This window comes from Streptomyces sp. NPDC053493 (genome assembly GCF_044544825.1).
GTDB lineage: Bacteria > Actinomycetota > Actinomycetes > Streptomycetales > Streptomycetaceae > Streptomyces.
In genome coordinates, this window is the sequence record NZ_JBITXS010000006.1 from 297,602 (window position 1) to 315,537 (window position 17,936).

18 protein-coding genes and 2 tRNA genes are annotated in these 17,936 nt (G+C 73.6%); 13 read left to right on the forward strand and 7 right to left on the reverse strand.

Going from position 1 to position 17,936, the window contains the following annotated elements; genetic code table 11:
• Positions 1-159 precede the first annotated feature (159 nt).
• From ACIGO8_RS19940 to ACIGO8_RS19950, 3 genes are all read left to right on the forward strand, one after another.
• On the forward strand, positions 160-1,230 hold the full coding sequence (locus tag ACIGO8_RS19940) for a chorismate-binding protein (RefSeq protein WP_399732011.1): 1,071 nt from the start codon (positions 160-162) through the stop codon (positions 1,228-1,230).
• The gene (locus ACIGO8_RS19945) at positions 1,227-2,057 is read left to right on the forward strand and encodes an aminotransferase class IV (RefSeq protein WP_399732014.1); all 831 of its coding nucleotides are present in this window, start codon (positions 1,227-1,229) and stop codon (positions 2,055-2,057) included. Before ACIGO8_RS19940 ends, ACIGO8_RS19945 begins: the two co-directional genes overlap by 4 nt.
• 137 nt (positions 2,058-2,194) lie before the next feature.
• Positions 2,195-3,031, forward strand: coding sequence for a GNAT family N-acetyltransferase (locus tag ACIGO8_RS19950; RefSeq protein ID WP_399732017.1), 837 nt, complete (start codon positions 2,195-2,197; stop codon positions 3,029-3,031).
• A 45-nt stretch (positions 3,032-3,076) separates the two neighbouring features.
• On the opposite strand, the gene ACIGO8_RS19955 is transcribed toward ACIGO8_RS19950, so the two are convergent.
• Positions 3,077-3,586: a DsbA family protein gene (locus tag ACIGO8_RS19955; protein WP_399732020.1), complete on the reverse strand. Its 510-nt coding sequence runs from the start codon at positions 3,584-3,586 to the stop codon at positions 3,077-3,079.
• A 132-nt stretch (positions 3,587-3,718) separates the two neighbouring features.
• Here ACIGO8_RS19955 and ACIGO8_RS19960 point away from each other — a divergent pair, with 132 nt between their 5' ends.
• Positions 3,719-4,144, forward strand: a complete 426-nt coding sequence (locus ACIGO8_RS19960) for a hypothetical protein (RefSeq protein WP_399732022.1) — start codon at positions 3,719-3,721, stop codon at positions 4,142-4,144.
• A 110-nt stretch (positions 4,145-4,254) separates the two neighbouring features.
• Entirely contained in the window at positions 4,255-4,437 is a 183-nt protein-coding gene (locus ACIGO8_RS19965) for a hypothetical protein (protein ID WP_399732024.1), read from the forward strand.
• Between the two features lie 21 nt (positions 4,438-4,458).
• Here the strand turns inward: ACIGO8_RS19965 and ACIGO8_RS19970 are convergent, their stop codons facing one another.
• Both ACIGO8_RS19970 and ACIGO8_RS19975 read right to left on the reverse strand, forming a co-directional pair.
• The gene (locus ACIGO8_RS19970; RefSeq protein ID WP_399732027.1) at positions 4,459-5,016 is read right to left on the reverse strand and encodes a CGNR zinc finger domain-containing protein; all 558 of its coding nucleotides are present in this window, start codon (positions 5,014-5,016) and stop codon (positions 4,459-4,461) included.
• Positions 5,017-5,207: 191 nt separating this feature from the next.
• A complete protein-coding gene (locus ACIGO8_RS19975) occupies positions 5,208-5,621 on the reverse strand; it encodes an SsgA family sporulation/cell division regulator (protein WP_015032345.1) in 414 nt (137 codons plus the stop codon).
• A gap of 189 nt (positions 5,622-5,810) precedes the next feature.
• Here ACIGO8_RS19975 and ACIGO8_RS19980 point away from each other — a divergent pair, with 189 nt between their 5' ends.
• Both ACIGO8_RS19980 and ACIGO8_RS19985 read left to right on the forward strand, forming a co-directional pair.
• Positions 5,811-6,257, forward strand: coding sequence for a TIGR02611 family protein (locus ACIGO8_RS19980; RefSeq protein ID WP_399732030.1), 447 nt, complete (start codon positions 5,811-5,813; stop codon positions 6,255-6,257).
• 54 nt (positions 6,258-6,311) lie between these two features.
• A tRNA-Val gene (locus ACIGO8_RS19985) sits at positions 6,312-6,386 on the forward strand.
• 76 nt (positions 6,387-6,462) lie between these two features.
• On the opposite strand, the gene ACIGO8_RS19990 is transcribed toward ACIGO8_RS19985, so the two are convergent.
• The gene (locus ACIGO8_RS19990; protein ID WP_399732033.1) at positions 6,463-9,135 is read right to left on the reverse strand and encodes an SCO7613 C-terminal domain-containing membrane protein; all 2,673 of its coding nucleotides are present in this window, start codon (positions 9,133-9,135) and stop codon (positions 6,463-6,465) included.
• A gap of 82 nt (positions 9,136-9,217) precedes the next feature.
• On the opposite strand from ACIGO8_RS19990, the gene ACIGO8_RS19995 reads away from it, so the two are divergent.
• Together ACIGO8_RS19995 and ACIGO8_RS20000 are read left to right on the forward strand one after the other, a co-directional pair.
• Positions 9,218-9,682, forward strand: coding sequence for an SRPBCC family protein (locus ACIGO8_RS19995; protein WP_399732036.1), 465 nt, complete (start codon positions 9,218-9,220; stop codon positions 9,680-9,682).
• 40 nt (positions 9,683-9,722) lie between these two features.
• Positions 9,723-9,794, forward strand: a tRNA-Val gene (locus tag ACIGO8_RS20000).
• A gap of 94 nt (positions 9,795-9,888) precedes the next feature.
• Here the strand turns inward: ACIGO8_RS20000 and ACIGO8_RS20005 are convergent.
• On the reverse strand, positions 9,889-10,617 hold the full coding sequence (locus ACIGO8_RS20005) for a 3'-5' exonuclease (protein WP_399732039.1): 729 nt from the start codon (positions 10,615-10,617) through the stop codon (positions 9,889-9,891).
• Between the two features lie 120 nt (positions 10,618-10,737).
• On the opposite strand from ACIGO8_RS20005, the gene ACIGO8_RS20010 reads away from it, so the two are divergent.
• The 3 genes from ACIGO8_RS20010 to thrS all read left to right on the forward strand — a co-directional run bounded on the left by ACIGO8_RS20010 (position 10,738) and on the right by thrS (position 14,822).
• On the forward strand, positions 10,738-11,313 hold the full coding sequence (locus ACIGO8_RS20010) for a DUF4365 domain-containing protein (protein ID WP_399732042.1): 576 nt from the start codon (positions 10,738-10,740) through the stop codon (positions 11,311-11,313).
• The gene (locus tag ACIGO8_RS20015; RefSeq protein WP_399732045.1) at positions 11,313-12,647 is read left to right on the forward strand and encodes a hypothetical protein; all 1,335 of its coding nucleotides are present in this window, start codon (positions 11,313-11,315) and stop codon (positions 12,645-12,647) included. Before ACIGO8_RS20010 ends, ACIGO8_RS20015 begins: the two co-directional genes overlap by 1 nt.
• 198 nt (positions 12,648-12,845) lie before the next feature.
• Complete coding sequence (gene thrS, locus ACIGO8_RS20020) at positions 12,846-14,822, forward strand: threonine--tRNA ligase (RefSeq protein WP_399732048.1); 1,977 nt, start codon at positions 12,846-12,848, stop codon at positions 14,820-14,822.
• Between the two features lie 16 nt (positions 14,823-14,838).
• Here the strand turns inward: thrS and ACIGO8_RS20025 are convergent, their stop codons facing one another.
• The gene (locus ACIGO8_RS20025) at positions 14,839-15,537 is read right to left on the reverse strand and encodes a potassium channel family protein (protein WP_399732051.1); all 699 of its coding nucleotides are present in this window, start codon (positions 15,535-15,537) and stop codon (positions 14,839-14,841) included.
• Positions 15,538-15,602: 65 nt separating this feature from the next.
• Between ACIGO8_RS20025 and ACIGO8_RS20030 the strand changes: the two genes are divergently transcribed.
• Complete coding sequence (locus tag ACIGO8_RS20030; RefSeq protein ID WP_399732053.1) at positions 15,603-16,166, forward strand: HIT family protein; 564 nt, start codon at positions 15,603-15,605, stop codon at positions 16,164-16,166.
• Positions 16,167-16,196: 30 nt separating this feature from the next.
• Here the strand turns inward: ACIGO8_RS20030 and ACIGO8_RS20035 are convergent, their stop codons facing one another.
• Entirely contained in the window at positions 16,197-17,855 is a 1,659-nt protein-coding gene (locus tag ACIGO8_RS20035; RefSeq protein ID WP_399732056.1) for a hypothetical protein, read from the reverse strand.
• Between the last annotated feature and the right edge of the window lie 81 nt (positions 17,856-17,936).

Genomic DNA, 17,936 nt, shown 5'->3' on the forward strand with positions numbered 1-17,936 from the left:
GGCCAGCACAAAAACGCGTTTCCGCAGCGTGCTGACCTGCGCCCCGGCCGGGGCGTCCGGGAGCGTTCGTACGGCGTTCACTCCCCGTGTCCCCGAGGTGGCGCCCAGCCGTCCCTCGCGCCCCTCGGACCACGCCCGGATCCACCTAGACTCGACAGAGTGCTTCCCCTCGCTCCTCTGGCCCGCTTCGGCGGCCTCCTCGCCACCGACCTGCGGGACGTCACCCACGATCCCGAGGCCCTGGACTCCTCCGGCTTCTGGGCCGTCTGCGCGGACTTCGAGGGCCGTCTGACCTGCGCCCGCTTCGGCGACGTCCGGCCCGCGCCGGTCCCCGCGCCCGTGCCCGGCGCTTGGCGGGGGCCCGCGGCCGGCGACTGGACGTCCTCGCTCGACCGCGCCGCGTACACCGCGGGCGTGCGCCGCGTGCGCGAGCACATCGCGCGCGGCGAGGTCTATCAGGCCAACCTCTGCCGAGTGATGTCCGCGCCGCTGCCCGACCCGGCCGCCGCCGACGTCGACGCGCTCACCGCCCTCCTCGCACGCGGCAACCCGGCCCCGTACGCGGGAACGATCCGGCTGCCCGCGCACGGCGTGGAGATCGCCACCGCCTCTCCCGAGCTCTACCTGCGGCGCACCGGCCGCACCGTCGAGTCCGGCCCCATCAAGGGCACCGGCCGGACCGCCGAGGACCTCCTGGAGAAGGACCACGCCGAGAACGTGATGATCGTGGACCTGGTCCGCAACGACCTGGGCCGCGTCTGCGCCACCGGCTCGGTCACCGTGCCCGAGCTGTGCGCCGTCGAGCCGCACCCCGGGCTCGTGCACCTGGTCTCCACGGTCCGCGGCGAGCTGCGCGAGGACGCCGGCTGGCGCGAGCTGCTCGCCGCCACCTTCCCGCCCGGCTCCGTGACCGGCGCTCCCAAGTCGAGCGCCCTGCGGATCATCGACGCCCTGGAGACCGCTCCGCGCGGCCCCTACTGCGGCGGCATCGGCTGGGTCGACGCCGACCGGCGCACCGCCGAGCTCGCGGTCGGCATACGCACCTTCTGGATCGACCGCGCCGAGGGCGCGCTGCGCTTCGGCACCGGCGCGGGCATCACCTGGGGCTCCGACCCGGAGCGCGAGTGGGCGGAGACCGAGCTGAAGGCCTCCCGGCTGGTCGCGATAGCGTCGGGCGGGTACGAGGCGAGCGGCGCGTACGAGGCGAGCGGAAAGGCCACAACGCGATGAAACTCTGGGTCAACGGCGCACTGCACGACGCCGGGACCGCGCAGGTGTCGGTCCTGGACCACGGTCTGACCGTGGGCGACGGCATCTTCGAGACGGTCAAGGCCGAGCGTGGCGAAACGTTCGCCCTCACCCTCCACCTGGAGCGGCTGACCCGCTCGGCCCGCGGTCTCGGCCTGCCCGACCCGGACCTCGACGAGGTCCGCCGCGCCTGCGCCGCCGTCCTCGAGGCCAATCCGATGGAGCTCGGCCGGCTGCGCATCACCTACACCGGCGGCCTCTCGCCGCTCGGCTCCGAGCGCGGCGACGCCGGCCCCAGCCTGGTCGTGGCCCTCGGCGAGACGAGCCGGCGCCCGGACTCCACCGCCGTGATCACCGTGCCGTGGACCCGCAACGAGCGCGGCGCGCTCACCGGCCTGAAGACCACCTCGTACGCCGAGAACGTCGTCGCCCTCGCCCGGGCGCGTGAGCACGGCGCCTCCGAGGCGCTGTTCGGCAACACCGTCGGGCAGCTCTGCGAGGGCACGGGCTCCAACGTCTTCGTGGTCGTCGGCGGCCGCGTCCTCACGCCGCCGGTCTCCTCGGGCTGCCTGGCGGGCATCACCCGGGCCCTCGCCGTGGAGTGGACCGGCGCGGAGGAGGCGGACCTGCCGCTGGAGATCCTGCGGAGCGCCGACGAGATCTTCCTGACCTCGACGCTCCGGGACGTCCAGGCGGTGCACCGGGTCGACGACCGGGAGCTCGCCGGCGCGCCGGGCCCGGTCACGGCCAAGGCGATGCGGGTCTTCGAGGAGCGGGCGGCCCGGGACCGGGACCCGCGGCTCGGCTGAGACCGTCCGGCGAGCCGGCGGGCGCGCCGGGCCGGCCGGGACTGCGGGGCGCCGGGCCGGTCAGGACGCCGGACCGGTCGGGTCGACCGGCCGAAATCCGGATGACGGGCCGTCGCGGGGTGGGTAGAACACCGGTGATGACCACCACCCTGCGGCCGTCCGAGCCGCTCCAGCAGTCCGCCGACGGCGGCCGTTCGCGCACGTACGACATCTGTGTGAACAGCCGCCGCGTCGGTTCCGTCCACCTCGCCACCGACCCGGCCTTCGGCGCCGCCTCGGGCACCGTCGAACGGCTCCGGGTCGACGAGCCGGACCGGCGGCGCGGTCGGGGTACGGTGGCCGCGCTCGCCGCCGAGGAGGTGCTGCGCGGCTGGGGCTGCGTCGAGGTGCAGGTCTCGGTGCCGGCGGACGCCGAGCCCGCGCTGCGGATGGTCCGCTCGCTCGGCTACACCGAGCGCAGCCGGAACATGGTCAAGGAGCTGCCGAAGACGCCGCCGGAGCTGCCGGAGGGCTTCGCCTACCGGCCCGCCACCGAGGCGGAGTTCGCCGCCTGGTCGGCGCGGTCCATGGCCGCCTTCGCCCAGAGCTGGATCGACCGGGGAGTGCCGGAGGACCAGGCGCTCGCGAAGGCCGAGGACGGCCGCCGCCGCTTCCTCCCGCAGGGCCTCGCCACTCCCGGCGTCCGCGTGCTCGTCGCGGTGCGGGACGAGCAGGTGGTCGGCCATCTGTGGACCGGCCGGCTGGAGACCGAGCCGGGGCGGTGGTCGGCCTTCGTCTTCGAGGTCGAGGTCGCGGAGGGACAGCGGGGCAACGGCTACGGGCGCGGTCTGATGCTGCTCGCCGAGCGCGTGGCGCTGGCGGCCGGGGACCGCCGGCTCGGACTGCACGTCTTCTCCGGCAACACCCCGGCCGTCCGGCTCTACGAGTCGCTGGGCTACCGCACGACCTACGTGAACAGCGCCAAGCCGCTCTAAGGAGTGTCCAGGCGTCGGGCGTCGGGCGTCGGGCCCCGGGCGACGTCAGGTGAGGAGGCCGTCGGCGATCTCCTCGATACGGGCCCGCAGGCCGTCCTGGCTCTGGCCGCCGTCCAGCCGCTCGCCGCCGATGACGTAGGTCGGGGTGCCGGTGACCTTGACGGCCTTGCCCTCGGCCTCGTCCGCGTCGACCGTGAGCAGGTGCCGGCCGTCGATGAGGGCGGTGTCGAACTCCTCGGCGTCCAGGCCCAGTTCGCGCGCCACGTCCAGCAGGACCGGCTCGCCGCGGTCGCCGAGCTCCTCGGTCCTGGCGAGCAGCGTCTCGGCGTACTCCCAGCCCTTGCCCTGGGCGAAGGCCTCCTCGGCGGCCTGGGCGGCGGCGTAGGCGTGCTTGTGCTTGGGCAGCGGGAAGTGGCGCAACTGCACGTCGAGGCGCTCGCCGTACTTCTCGCGCAGGGCGCGGACGTCGTCGAGGGCCTTGAAGCAGTCGGGGCACTGGAGGTCGAACCAGGCTTCCAGGACGACCGGGGAGACGGGGGTGGTGGACTCGCTCATGGGAAGAGTCTCCCACCCGGTCCCTGGGGGACGACCCGGAGATCTCCCTGATCCGGGCCTCGCACCATGGCCGCGGCGGCCCGGGCCGGTGCAGGATGGAAGGGACGTATCACCCCGGACCTGGAGGACCGCATGCTCGCCGAGACCATCTGCTCCGCGGTGTCCGCGGCGGGCCTGGGCCTCGCCGCGATCACGGCGTATCGCAAGCGGTTCCTGACCGCGGCCCGCATCGCCGCCTATGCGCTGGTGCCGCTGGGTCTGGTGATGACGGGGGCGGTGGAGTGGCTGGCGGACACGGCCTTCAGCCCGACCGCCTGGGCCGGCTTCGGCGTGCTCGGCGCGGCCTGGCTGCTCTTCTCCTCGACCCGGGCGGTGGAGCGGCGCAGGGCCGGCCGCAAGGAGACCGCGCAGGGCGCGGGCCGCGAGGCCGTGGCGCCCGCCGCTTCGGCGCCGTCGCTCGGCGCGGGCCGACCGGGCGCGACCGCGAAGCCGCAGGCCAAGCCCGCCGACGAGGACTTCAGCGACATCGAGGCGATTTTGAAGAAGCACGGAATATGACCGCTTCTGTCGCTTCTCGTTCGTGCTGCCACGGGATGGGGTGAACGGGCCCGGCCACGGCGCGTGTTGCGAGATCGTCGGGGCGCTCCGTGCGCCATCATCCCCCCGAGATGCTGGATACCTCTCGGGACCCCGCTCCCGTCCCCGCCCCTGCCCCCTGTGACGAGCTCACTCCCGTCGGCGAGCCGCGCGGCTGTCTGTTCGCGCTCTCGCAGCCACCCCTGATGATCTTCCTGGCGGTGATCGGCGGTCTGCTGCTCATGGCCGCCGTCCACGATCTGTTCCTGCTGTGAGCCTTCTGCCGGGAGCGTGGGTCAGCCCGCGGCCTCCTTGCGGCGGGCCCGGTAGGCGGCGACGTGCAGACGGTTGCCGCAGGTGCGGCTGTCGCAGTAGCGGCGCGAGCGGTTGCGGGAGAGGTCGACGAAGGCGCGGCCGCAGTCCGGGGCCTCGCAGCGCCGCAGCCGCTCCTGCTCGCCGCCGACGACGATGAACGCGAGGGCCATCCCGCAGTCGGCCGCGAGGTGGTCGGCGACGGAGGCGCCCGGCGCGAAGTAGTGCACGTGCCAGTCGTAGCCGTCGTGGTCGGTGAGCTGCGGCGTGGTGCCGGCGGCGGCGATCAGCTGGTTGATCAGGGTGGCCGCGATGCGGGCGTCGGGCGCGGAGAAGACGGCGGTGAAGCGGTCGCGCACCTCCCGGACGGCCCGCAGGTCCTCCGCGCCGAGTTCGCCGACGTCACTGATCTTGTGGGCGCGCACGAAGGACTGCAGCGCCTGGACGTCCCCGAGTCCGTCGTCGCGGTCGCCCTGCGGGCTGGTGTTCATCAGATCGACGACGGTGTCGAGGGCGATCCGGGTGTCGTGGGGGATCAGCACGATTCGCTCCCTGGCCGGCTGCGGGCGGGCGCCCGCGGAATTGCGCTGACTTTAGCGCGACCCGGAAACGGGCATCGGCGCCCCGCACCGCGCCGGCTGCGCGGTGGAGGGCGCCGATGGAAGACGTGTACGGCTGTCCGCGCGGCACCGTCGCCCCGAGTCGGACGGCGCCGTGCGGTTCTCGGCCTGGCTCAGCTGTCGGCCAGGATGTGGGAGAGCTCCGTATCGAGGTCGAAGTGGCGGTGCTCGGTGCCGGGCGGCACGGCAGCGTCGGTCCGCTTCAGGAACGACTCCAGGGCCCTCGCCGGGGCCTCGAGCAGGGCTTCGCCCTCTGGTGAGCTCAGGGCGATGCAGACGACTCCCTGGCCGTGGCTACGCGACGGCCAGACACGGACGTCGCCCGTGCCGGTGGGCCGGTGCAGGCCCTCGGCGAGAAGGTCGCGGGCGAACACCCACTCGACCGTCTCCTCGGCTCCGGTGTGGAAGGTGGCGTGCACGGCATACGGATCGGCCGTGTCATACCGCAGGCCCGCGGGTACAGGCAGTGAGGACTCGCTCGACACAACGAGGCGCAGGTGCAGCTCGCAGCTGACCGTGGTGTTCATAAGCGCCAGGGCCTTTCGCTCAGTGTGCGCTCGGGGATTCGCACGTCGGCGAAATCGACATGCCACCTACGGTGCCGTTGTAAACCCCTCTGTCTGTTTTGTGATCGTTCAGGTAGCTCGTATGGACGCGTGTAACTTTGGGTAATACCGCCATTTCAGCGGGCCGACGCCGTCCGGTAAGTTGGGGCCATGAATGCGGAGAGTGACGAGCGCACCGGGGCGTCCGCGGCGAACGGGGACGACGGCCAGGACCGCACCGAGGAAGCCCCACTGGGCTCCCGGGCGCCCGAGTTCATCAAGGCCCGCCGAACGCTCCATGTGAGCTGGCAGGTGGGCGTCTTCGTCGTCGGCCTCGCGGTGGTCGGCGCGGGCATCGTGATGCTGCCGCTGCCCGGACCGGGCTGGCTGGTCATCTTCGCCGGCATGGCGATCTGGGCCACCGAGTTCGTCTGGGCCCAGCTGGTGCTGCGCTGGACCAAGCGCAAGGTCACCGAGGCCGCGCAGCGCGCCCTCGACCCCAAGGTCCGGCGCCGCAACATCATCCTCACCACGATCGGGCTGGTGATCATCGCCGCTCTGCTCGGGGTCTACCTCTGGAAGTTCGGCTTCGTCATGCCGTGGAAGATCGACCAGTGACCCGAGGGTGGTGCGGCAGCCCCGCTGACATGCGGTAATGTTTGCGGTGCGCCCGGGCGATTAGCTCAGTGGGAGAGCGCTTCGTTCACACCGAAGAGGTCACTGGTTCGAACCCAGTATCGCCCACCACCCGGACCGAGGGCCCGGAGACGACACCGTCTCCGGGCCCTCGGCGTTCCACCGCCCCGCGGCCGCCCGGCGCCGCTCAGCGCATCCGGACCAGCCGCTCCCGCAGCCGGCGGGCGTCGCGCAGCCGCTGCTCGTACGTCGCGCCCACCGCGAGCAGCAGCAGACCGGCCAGGGCCGGCGGCAGCCAGCGCGGCAGCGCGCCCACCACCTGCACCACGTACGGCGCCAGCTCGTGCAGCACGTCGAGGGCGAGCACCGAGCCGCCGAGCAGCAGCGGAGCCTGCAGCCGGAACCGCGCGCCGGCCAGCGTCACGCCGAGCGCCGCGAGCCCCAGGAGCAGCGGGCGCACCCAGTGCGGGTCGGTCCAGGCCGCGAAGAGGCTCGGCACCAGCGTCGCCGCGAGCCCCGGCCCGTACGCCGTCCAGGACGAGGCCTCCGCGTCGCGGCGCCGCCGCAGCACGCCCACCACCAGGGCCGGGACGGTCACGGGCAGCGTGTACGCCTCCGGCGTCGTGACCTCCCAGACCGCGAGTCGCACCCACGTCGCCGACAGGAAGAGCGCCGCCGCGACCCAGGAGGCGACCGGGCGCCGCTCCGGGCGGACCGCCGTCGCCGCGGCGATCACACCGGTCAGGGCGAGCGCGAGCGCCAGCAGCGCGGGCCGCCCGGCGGCCAGCGCCAGCGCGCACAGCGCCACGGCCGCGCCCGTGCCCTCCACCGCGACGGCCACCGGGTGGCGCCGCAGTCGCGCGCCGGCCGCGGCGGTGGCGGCGGGCACCGCGAGCAGGACGAGCCCGCTCACCGCGGCGTCCAGGCGCCCGGCCGCCGCTCCCGCGCCGACCAGACCGGCCACCGCGAGCACGGCGCCACAGGCGCCGACCAGACGCCGGCCACCGGCCGCGAGCACGGCCACCCCGGCGAACAGCACGGCGAGCACACCCAGCGCCACGAAGGTCGCCGCCCGCACGTCCAGCGCGAGCGCCGCGGCCGCGACGGCCGAGGCGAGACCGCCCGCGAAGGCGATCCATCCGACGACGGCCGAGGGCTCGGCGCTCCGCGCGGCCGGCGCCGCGGGGAGCGGTCCCCAGCCGGGCCCGACCGGCGGCGTGGCCTCCGGCGCGGCCGGAGCCTCGGCGAGCCCGCGTACCAGCGCCCGGGGGCGCGCACCGGCCCCGAGCGCCGCTGTCGCGGTCACCAGCTGGAGCGCGAGCGTCGCGCCGTACGACAGACCCAGCGACACCGGCAGGCCGGTCAGCAGCGCCCAGCCGAGGACCAGCGCGCCGCTCCGTGCCCACAGGTGCGGCACCAGCGCGAGCGCGACGGCCGCGAGCAGCAGCACCAGCGGCGCCGTCGCCGGGTAGTCGGCGAGCATCCGCTCGCCGTGGGCTCCCGACCACACGCCCGTGGTGCGCACCACCGATCCGAGCCCCCCGGCGGCGACCGGCGGCAGGCTCCACGCGACGCCGAGCGCCAGCGCTCCGGCCCCCGCCGCGCCGAGCCCCTGGCGCACCGCGCCGGAACGGGCCCCGGCCGCGCGCACCGCGCCGAGGCCGCGCCACAGCGCCGCCGCGGTCAGGACCGCGCCGCACAGCGCGTAGCCCGGCACCACCCACGCGCCCGGGAGCACCGACCGCAGCAGTCCGCCCGCCGCGGCGATCACGGACAGGCCCGCCACCGTAGAGGAGGCCAGGGCGACGGCCGGGAGGCGGACGGCGGCGAGCAGCAGCAGCGCCGCGCAGGCGAGGAGGAGCGGGGCGGCCTGACCGGGAGAGGTGAAGGAGAGCGTCCCACTTGTCACCAGCGACCAGATGCCCAGAGCGGTGGCCCCGACGGCGGCGGTCACGCGGACGAGGAACAGTCGCGCACCGAGACCGGCCGCGCGACCCGTGGCCGGTCCCGCGCCCGGCTCCGTGACGCCGTCGACGGCGCCGGCAGGGCCAGAGGACCGCGTGTCCGGCCCCGGCGCGGTCGCGCCGGAGGCCGCCAGGCCAGGGGCGGAGTCCGTGCTCGTCGCGCTCGCCTCGCCGGCCGGCGCCTCCGCGCCCGGCTCCGTCGCCTCGGCGGCGGCCTCGCGGCCCGGGCCGCGCTGCGTGTACAGGACGACGGCGAGGTCGAGCGCGGCGGTGGCCAGGGTGGCCCAGGCGAGAGGAGTGATGCCGCCGCCGAGGGCCAAGGCCGCGAGCGGGAGCGGGAGTTGGGCGGCGGTCACGGCCGCAGGGAGCGGGAGCCGCAGGCGGGGCAGGACGGATCCGTACGCCGTCCAGAGGGCCGCGAGGACGGCCGCGGCCACCGCCGCGTACGCCAGGCCGTCGGTGTCCGCGAGCGCCACCCGGTGCAGGGCGTACGCGTCGAGCAGCGTCAGCACGAGGCCCAGCGCGGCCACCGACTCCGCCGTGGACACCAGGCCCTTGCGGAGCAGCGCCACCGGCGCGGCCAGCGCCGCCGTGGTGGCGACGCCCAGCACGGCCGCCCGCCCGCCGATGCCCATCGAGCCCCAGCTCACCAGGGTGAAGGCGACCGCGGCGACGGCCAGCAGCACACCGCCGAGGGTGAGCAGCACGTTCTGGGCGCTGCGCGGGGCCGTCTCCGGCGCGCGCGGGGCCGTCGGCGCCGGAGCCGCCACCGGCGGGTGGAGCACCCGCAGCAGCCAGTCCCGGCGGGTCAGCAACTGAGCCCGGCGGGCGTCGAGTCGGGCCAGTTCGCGGTCGACGAGCCGCAGCTCTTCCGCGGGAGGCAGGGGAGTGTCCATAGGCGGAGTGTGGCGCCGGACACGGCGGGAGGGTATGCGCACGGGTACTCAGATCCGGGCCTGAGTAGCCCACACTGGAGCCATGGACTGGTGTCGCTACCGCTTCCGCAGCGTCTGGCGCGTCCCGGCCGCGCCCGCCGCCGTCTACGCCGTGCTCGAGCGCGCCGAGGACTACCCCTCCTGGTGGCCCCAGGTCCGCGAGGTCGTCCCCGTCGACGACCGCACCGGCACCGCCCGCTTCCGCTCGCTGCTCCCGTACGACCTCGTCGTCACCGCGGAGGCCCGGCGCCGCGATCCCGTCGCCGGCGTCCTGGAGATCGGGATGCGGGGCGACCTGGACGGCTGGGCCCGCTGGACGCTCACCGCCCTGCCCGAAGGCGCCGGCACCCACGCGCTCTACGAGCAGGAGGTCGAGGTCCGCAGCCCGCTGATGCGCGCGCTCGCCGTCCCGGGACGGCCGCTGTTCCGCGCCAACCACGTCCTGATGATGCGCGGCGGCCGCCGCGGACTGAGCGCCCGCCTGCGCGCCTCGCCGCCGCCGGTTTGAACGAAGCCGCGTCGGACCTGTATGGTTCAACGCGTTGCCCGGGCGATTAGCTCAGCGGGAGAGCACTTCGTTCACACCGAAGGGGTCACTGGTTCGATCCCAGTATCGCCCACCGGGAAAGGCCGGTCCGTCACTCGACGGACCGGCCTTCTTGCGTCCGCGCCGCCGTCGACGCACACGTGCGCGCCGCCGTGCACGGCAGGCGATCACGCCGCCGTCCGCAGCTCCGGACGCAGCGGCCACGCCGGGTCCACCGTCTCCGGCGTGCCCTGCCGCGCGAACCACGCCTGCAGGCCGCGCGCCTGGGCCGCGTGCCACACCGCCTGCAGCGTGTGCAGCTCGGCCGGCGTCAGCCGGGCCAGGCGCGAGGCGAAACGCCGCCCCACCGCCCGTACGACGTCCATCGCCGCCCGCGCGTCCGCCGCCGCGTCGTGCGCGCCGTCCAGCTCCACCCCGTACTGGTCGCACAGGTCCGTCAGCGTCCGCCGTCCCTTGCGGTAGCGGTCCAGGTGCTTGTCGATGACCCGCGGGTCGAGCACGCTCAGCGGCACGTGCTCCAGATAGCGGCCCAGCGAGGACGCCCGGTGCCGGCGCAGCTCGCGGTCCAGGATCGTCAGGTCGAACGGAGCGTTCATCACCACCAACGGCCGTCCCGCGGCGCTCTGTTCGGCTATCGCGCGGGCCACCTCCTCCACCACCGGCGACGGCCACCGCCCGTTGCGCTGGAGGTGATCGTCCGTCAGTCCGTGTACGGCGGTGGCCTCGGGCGGCACCGGCACGCCCGGGTTCACCAGCCAGCGCGTCACCCGCGGGCGCATGCCCGCGGCGTCCTGGACGACGAGGGCGGCGGACACGATCCGGTCCTCCTCGACGTCGACTCCCGTGGTCTCCGTGTCGAATGCGGCCAGGGGCCCCTCGTACCAGTCCGTCGTCATCCCCGAACTCCTCGCACGTGCGCGGCAGATGGCCATCCCCCTGCCCGAATCGTTGATACCCGGGCTGTTTGCGCCGTACGCGGACCGGTCACAACACAGGTGACGGGGAAGGGAACTGACATGGCGCTCGCCCAGCCCGAATCGGGAGGGCTGCCGCCCCAGCGGGCAGCACCGCTGCGCGGCTCACTCGCCACCACCGCCTGCATGGAGACGCTCCAGGTCGGGTATCTCCACGCGGTCGCGGCGGCGGCGGGCTGCTCGCTGTCGCAGCCGTTTCCGGACAACGGCATCGACTGGCACGTGAGCCACAGCGCTCCCGGCCACACCGTGGACGACGAGGTCACCATCAAGGTGCAGCTCAAGTGCACCTACCAGATACCGCCGCGCACGGCGGAGGCCGGAGCCTCCGCGTTCTCGTTCACGCTCGACAACGAGCACCTGGTGAAACTCGCCCGCACGCCCGTGGCGGTGCACAAGATCCTGGTCGTGATGCTCGTGCCGCGCGACCGGGACGACTGGCTGAGGGCCGGGCACGACCGGCTCGACCTGCGGCACTGCTGCTACTGGATCAACCTGGCCGGCCACCCGGTCACAGGACGCCGAAGGACCACCGTGCGCATCCCGACGGCACGGATCTTCGACGACCGGGCGCTCTGCGAGATCATGGCCCGGGTCGGCGTGGGAGGGAGACCCTGATGCACCGCCCGATCGACGAACCGGAGAACGGGGCCGGCCACGGCCCCGGCCCGTCGCTCCCACCGCCCTTCCGGCCCCATCCCCACCCGGCGCCCGGCGAACTCCCCGGCCCCTGGACCGGAATCCCGGCCCCGCCGCTCGGCCCCTGGGCCGACGCCGGCGACACGCCCGACCCCGCCCGGGTCGATCCCCGGGTCCTCGGCGCGCTGCTCGCCCGGCACGGCTGGCGGCGGCGCGGCGGGGCCGCCGGCCGCTACACCCGCTGGACGCCGCCCGGGTCCGAGGCCGCCGGCGGCCGGGGCACCAGCCTCCTCGTCCCGGAGAGCCGCGCCTTTCCCGACTGCGAGGACCTGATCGGCGAGGCGCTCACCGCCCTCGCCCACAGCGCCGCGCCCTCCGCCCGCGAGGTCCTCACCGGCCTCGCCGTGCCCAGCGACGAGATCCGCTGGTGGCGCGACGTGCCGCCGGGCCCGGCCGGCGCCGTGCCCTGGCCCGTGCAGGAACAGCTCAGGGCCGCCGCCCGCGGGCTGCTGCTCGCCGGCGCCCTCGCCGTGCGCGCCCGGGCCGGCTACCACGGGGCCCGGCACCGGCGGCAGGCCCAGGCCGCCCTGGAGAACGTCGTCGTCGGCGCCGCGCCCGGCGGGCGCGGACTGACCGCCTTCCTGCCCGTCGACCCGGGCCGGGCCGTCTCGGTGCGGCTCTACCACGCCCTCTACGCGGCCAGCGAGGCCGTCGACTACCAGCGGGCGACCGGCGGCATGGAGGCCTTCGACACCGCCGTCGAGGCCGGTGTGAGCCGCGAACTCACCGAGGCCCTGGTCGCGCTCGTGCGCGGCACCGAGGGCGCCAGCATCGCGCTCGCCTGGTCGCCGGCCGCCGGCACGCCCGAGGGCTGCGCCGCCCGCCCCGAGCCCGTGGAGTTCTCGCCTGGCGACCTGCCGGCCCTGCGCGAGGCCGGCGCCCGCTATCTGACCGACGAGCCCTCCGTACCGGTACGGATCACCGGCGCCGTGGTCCGCATGCGCCGCTCGGGCCCGCGCGGCGACGGCACCGTGCGGCTGCGCGTCCTCGTCGGCGCCGAGGTCGGACACGTGCGCGTCGCGCTCGACGAGGACGGCTACCGCACCGCCGGCCACGCCCACCTGGCCGGACTGCCGATCCGCGTCGTCGGCCGCCTGGAGAGCCGGGGCGGCTTCCGCCGGCTGACCGACGCCACCGAGGTCGCGCCGGTGCAGGTCGACGACGCCGAACGGGACCGGCTGATGAAGGCGCTCCACGAGAACGCCGAGCGCACGGCCTTCTTCGAGGACCCGTGCGGGCCGGCCGACGCGTAGGGCGGCCCGCGCGGGCCGGGCGAGGACCCGGATCCGTGCGGCGCGGCCGACAGCCGAGGAGATCCGCGCGGGCCGGGTGAGGGAGGAGCGGGGCCGGGGTGCCCCGGTAGGATCAAGGCTGCGCGGCACCTCGTCTCTGCCGCGCGCCGCCGGCGCCGGCACCTCGTGTCTGCCTGCGCCCCTATGTATGGAGCACCCGTGTCTGAAGTCCGTGTGACCGTCCAGTCCGCCTCGGGATCTGAGGAGAGGACGGTGAGCGCGGGCACCACGGCCGGCGCCCTGTTCGCCGACGACCGCACCGTCATCGCCGCCCGTGTCGCGGGCGAGCTGAAGGACCTGTCGTACGAGCTCGCCGAGGGCGATGTCGTCGAGGGCGTGGAGATCTCCTCCGAGGACGGTCTGAACATCCTGCGCCACTCCACCGCGCACGTCATGGCCCAGGCCGTGCAGGAGCTGTTCCCGGAGGCCAAGCTGGGCATCGGCCCGCCGGTCCGCGACGGCTTCTACTACGACTTCGACGTCGAGAAGCCGTTCACGCCCGAGGATCTCAAGGCCATCGAGAAGAAGATGCAGGAGATCCAGAAGCGCGGCCAGCGCTTCGCCCGCCGCGTGGTCAGCGACGAGGAGGCCCGCGAGGAGCTCGCGGCCGAGCCGTACAAGCTGGAGCTCATCGGCATCAAGGGCGCCGCGTCGACCGACGACGGCGCGAACGTCGAGGTGGGCGGCGGCGAGCTGACCATCTACGACAACCTCGACGCCAAGACCGGCGAGCTGTGCTGGAAGGACCTGTGCCGTGGTCCGCACCTGCCGACCACCCGCAACATCCCGGCCTTCAAGCTGATGCGCAACGCCGCCGCCTACTGGCGCGGCAGCGAGAAGAACCCGATGCTGCAGCGCATCTACGGCACCGCGTGGCCGTCGAAGGAGGAGCTGAAGGCCCACCTCGACTTCCTCGCCGAGGCCGAGAAGCGCGACCACCGCAAGCTCGGCAACGAGCTCGACCTGTTCTCCATCCCGGACGAGATCGGCTCCGGCCTCGCCGTCTTCCACCCCAAGGGCGGCATCATCCGCCGGGTCATGGAGGACTACTCGCGCCGCCGGCACGAGGAGGAGGGCTACGAGTTCGTCTACTCGCCGCACGCGACCAAGGGCAAGCTCTTCGAGAAGTCGGGCCACCTCGACTGGTACGCCGAGGGCATGTACCCGCCCATGCAGCTCGACGAGGGCGTGGACTACTACCTCAAGCCCATGAACTGCCCGATGCACAACCTGATCTTCGACGCGCGCGGACGCTCCTACCGTGAGCTGCCGCTGCGCCTGTTCGAGTTCGGCACCGTGTACCGGTACGAGAAGTCCGGCGTCGTGCACGGCCTGACCCGGGCCCGCGGCTTCACCCAGGACGACGCGCACATCTACTGCACCCGCGAGCAGATGGCGGACGAGCTCGACAAGACGCTCACCTTCGTCCTCAACCTGCTCCGCGACTACGGTCTGACCGACTTCTACCTGGAGCTGTCCACCAAGGACCCCGAGAAGTACGTCGGCTCCGACGAGGTGTGGGAGGAGGCCACCGCGGTCCTCCAGCAGGTCGCCGAGAAGCAGGGCCTGCCGCTCACCCCCGACCCGGGCGGCGCCGCGTTCTACGGCCCGAAGATCTCGGTGCAGGCGCGCGACGCCATCGGCCGTACCTGGCAGATGTCGACCGTCCAGCTGGACTTCAACCTGCCGGAGCGCTTCGACCTGGAGTACACCGCCCCGGACGGCACCAAGCAGCGCCCGGTCATGATCCACCGCGCGCTGTTCGGCTCGATCGAGCGCTTCTTCGCCGTGCTCCTGGAGCACTACGCGGGTGCCTTCCCGGCCTGGCTGGCCCCGGTGCAGGCGATCGGCATCCCGATCGGCGACGCGCACGTGGACTACCTCGCCGAGTTCGCCGCCAAGGCGAAGAAGCAGGGCCTGCGGGTGGAGGTCGACGCCTCCTCCGACCGGATGCAGAAGAAGATCCGGAACGCGCAGAAGCAGAAGGTGCCGTTCATGATCATCGCAGGCGACGAGGACATGGCCAACGGCGCCGTCTCCTTCCGCTACCGCGACGGTTCGCAGGAGAACGGCATTCCGGTCGACGAGGCCATCGCCAAGATCGCCAAGATCGTCGAGGACCGCGTCCAGGTCTGACCGGCCCGCTCCACGCTCAGGAGGCCCCCGGACCGTCCGGGGGCCTCCCGCCGTCCCCGCGCTCGTCCTCCCGCGTGAAGACCTGGATCAGCCACGACGAGAACGAGCCCGTCACCGCGCCGAGCAGCGCCAGACCGCAGGCCATCAGGCCCACGGCCACTAGCCGCCCGAGCGGCGTCACCGGCGCCACGTCGCCGTAGCCCACGGTGGCCAGGGTCGCGCAGGTCCACCACACCGAGTCGCCGAAGGTGCGGATCGTCGCACCCGGAGCGCCGTGCTCGACGTGGTAGACGGACAGCGCGCCCGCGAAGCCGAGCAGGGCCGCCGTGAGTCCCGCGTACGCCATCACCCGGGCGTAGAGCGTCAGCCGCGGCTTGTCGTGGCGGCGCTGCACCCGGTCGTAGATGGTGACCACCTGGAGCGGGCGCAGCAGCGGCAGCACCACGACGACCGCGTCCAGGAGGTTGCGGCGCACGAAGCGGGGCAGGCCGAGCCGGCTCAGCCGGAGCCGTACGGCGTAGTCGACGGCGAACACCGCCCAGGAGCCGTAGACGAGGGCCAGGCAGAGGTCGAGCCAGCCCTGGGAGAGCCGGCCGTGGGCGAGGACGCGGATCGCGTAGCCGGCGAGGAAGACGAGCGACGCCGCCGCGAGCGGGCCCTCCATCCGTCGCTCCCAGCGTTCCTGCTCCGGTGTCTTCGGCGTCCTGGCGCTCATCTGATCAGCATGGCCCGTGCACGGATCCGCTGCCCCGGCGACACGTTCCGAACGGGCGAAGCAATATGCTGCACAGCATGACGACTGAGCCGGAACAGCAGATCGGAGTGGGGACGCAGGACGCGTTCCAGCGCCTGTGGACGCCTCACCGGATGGCCTACATCCAGGGCGAGAACAAGCCCACCGGGCCGGGGGCCGAGGACGGCTGTCCCTTCTGCACGATCCCGGCGAAGTCGGACGAGGACGGCCTGGTGATCGCGCGCGGCACGAGCGTGTACGCGGTGCTCAACCTCTACCCGTACAACGGCGGCCACCTGATGGTCGTCCCCTACCGCCATGTCGCCGACTACACGGACCTCGACGAGCCCGAGACCACCGAGCTCGCCGAGTTCACCAAGCGGGCCATGGTCGCGCTGCGCGCGGCCTCGGGCGCGCACGGCTTCAACATCGGCATGAACCAGGGCACGGTCGCCGGCGCCGGGATCGCCGCCCATCTGCACCAGCACGTCGTGCCCCGCTGGGGCGGCGACACCAACTTCATGCCGGTGGTCGGCCACACCAAGGTGCTGCCGCAGCTGCTGGCCGACACCCGCACGATGCTGGCCGACGCCTGGCCGGCCGGCCTCTGATCCGTACGGCCTGCTGCGGGGTGGCCTCCTTCACGCGTCGTAGAGGTCGGCCTTCTTCGGGCCCGGGTCCTGGATGCCGCCGCTGAGGATCAGCGAGCGGTTGGTGAAGCGCTCGGTGTCCACGCCGTGATCGTCGAGAACCCTGATGGTCGCGGCGTGGACCGCGCGCAGCACCGGCGTGGCCGCGCGGATCGCGTCGTCCGCCATGAAGCGGTGCCGCCAGGGCTGCCCGGCCCAGGCGTGGCGCAGGCCGAAGGGCTCCGGCAGGACCAGCTTGCCGCCGAGGAAGTCCAGCACCGGCGGGAACCAGGTGAGCGGCGCGCGCACGGCCTGGCGCACCACGTCGTCCGTGTCGGTCAGCGGCAGCTTGATCTCCTTGGTCTCCCAGAACCTGACGGTCTTGGAGACCTCCCTGGTCTTCGCCTTCGGCTTGGTGGTGAACAGGCCGTGGACCGGGCCGAGCGCGTGGCCGGTGACCTCGACGCGCAGCGTGTGGTGCAGCGAGGTGACCGTCACCATCATGGTGAGGACCAGCTGGCCGTCCCAGAGCGTGAACTGGACGCCCAGGTAGTGGCGGTTGCCGGCGCCGAACTGCTGGTCGTTGCAGATGCGCTGTATCTCGTGCGGCTTCACCTGGTAGGCGACGATGTTCTCGCCCTCGGGGCGGGCGACCTCGTCGGCGCCCTCGCCGACCGGCGAGACGATCCAGTGCTTGACCGTCGGCTTGGGGAAGCCGGTCTTCAGGGAGCCGCGTTCGAGCAGCGTCAGCTCGGTGTGGATCTGGCGGACGACGTCCCAGGCGCGGAAGTCGTGGATCTCCTTGCCGTCGCGCGGGACCAGCTCCTCGGCGAGGGTCCAGCTGCCCCAGCGGGTGCCCATGCCCAGTATTCCCTTGGGGCCCGCGTAGAAGACGATGTTGGACTGCTGCTCGGCGCCGAGCTTCTCCAGGTTGAGCCGCAGTTCCTCGGCGGTCTTCTCGGTCGGGTCCTTCGGCACGGCCTGCGGGACGGAGGCGCCGATGCCGCCGCCGCTGAGCAGCGCCGTCCAGCGATCGCGCAGCTCGACGGCGGTCTTCTCGCAGATCCGGCGGGCCAGGAACCAGCCGACGACCGGCGCCACGATCATGGCGCGCAGATAGTTCGGCAGGATCCCGTCGAACGGCAGCTTGACCAGGAACATCAGCGCGACGAAACCGGCGGCGACCATCAGGGCCGTGCCGATGGCGCTGGTGCGCCGGTTCTCCGAGCCCGCGGCGAGCCGGCGGAGCTGGATCACGCCGAGCCAGAGCAGCAGTCCGGGCAGGAACAGCACGCCGAACAGCACCGTCACCAGCGTCAGCCTGATGTCGCGCTGCCTGCGGATGCCGGAGGCGGCCAGGCAGTGCTCGACGACGGGCTGCGGGTCGGCGCCGAAGGACTGGATGAGCGGCTTGCGGGCGCCGCCGAGCATGCGGACCTGGACGGCGCGGGAGAAGGCCTCACCGAGGTCGGGACGGAAGAGCTTCTTCCATTTCCCTTCCTTGACCGTGGACTTGTGCCACTCGTTGTTCGCTTCCAGGATCGTCTCGACCGGGCTGTCGCGGTACGCGGCCGAGGCGAGGGCATGGGTCGCCGCCGTCTGCGCGTCCGAGCCCTGAAGGGGAATCTGCGCCCCGGGTCCGAAACTGCCGATCGTCACTGCCGCCCCCATCGCCACGGTTTCCCTGTGCGGGCTGTTCCCAACTGCCGCGCCCCGCACACCTTCTGAGCTGGGCACCACAGCGTAACCGGG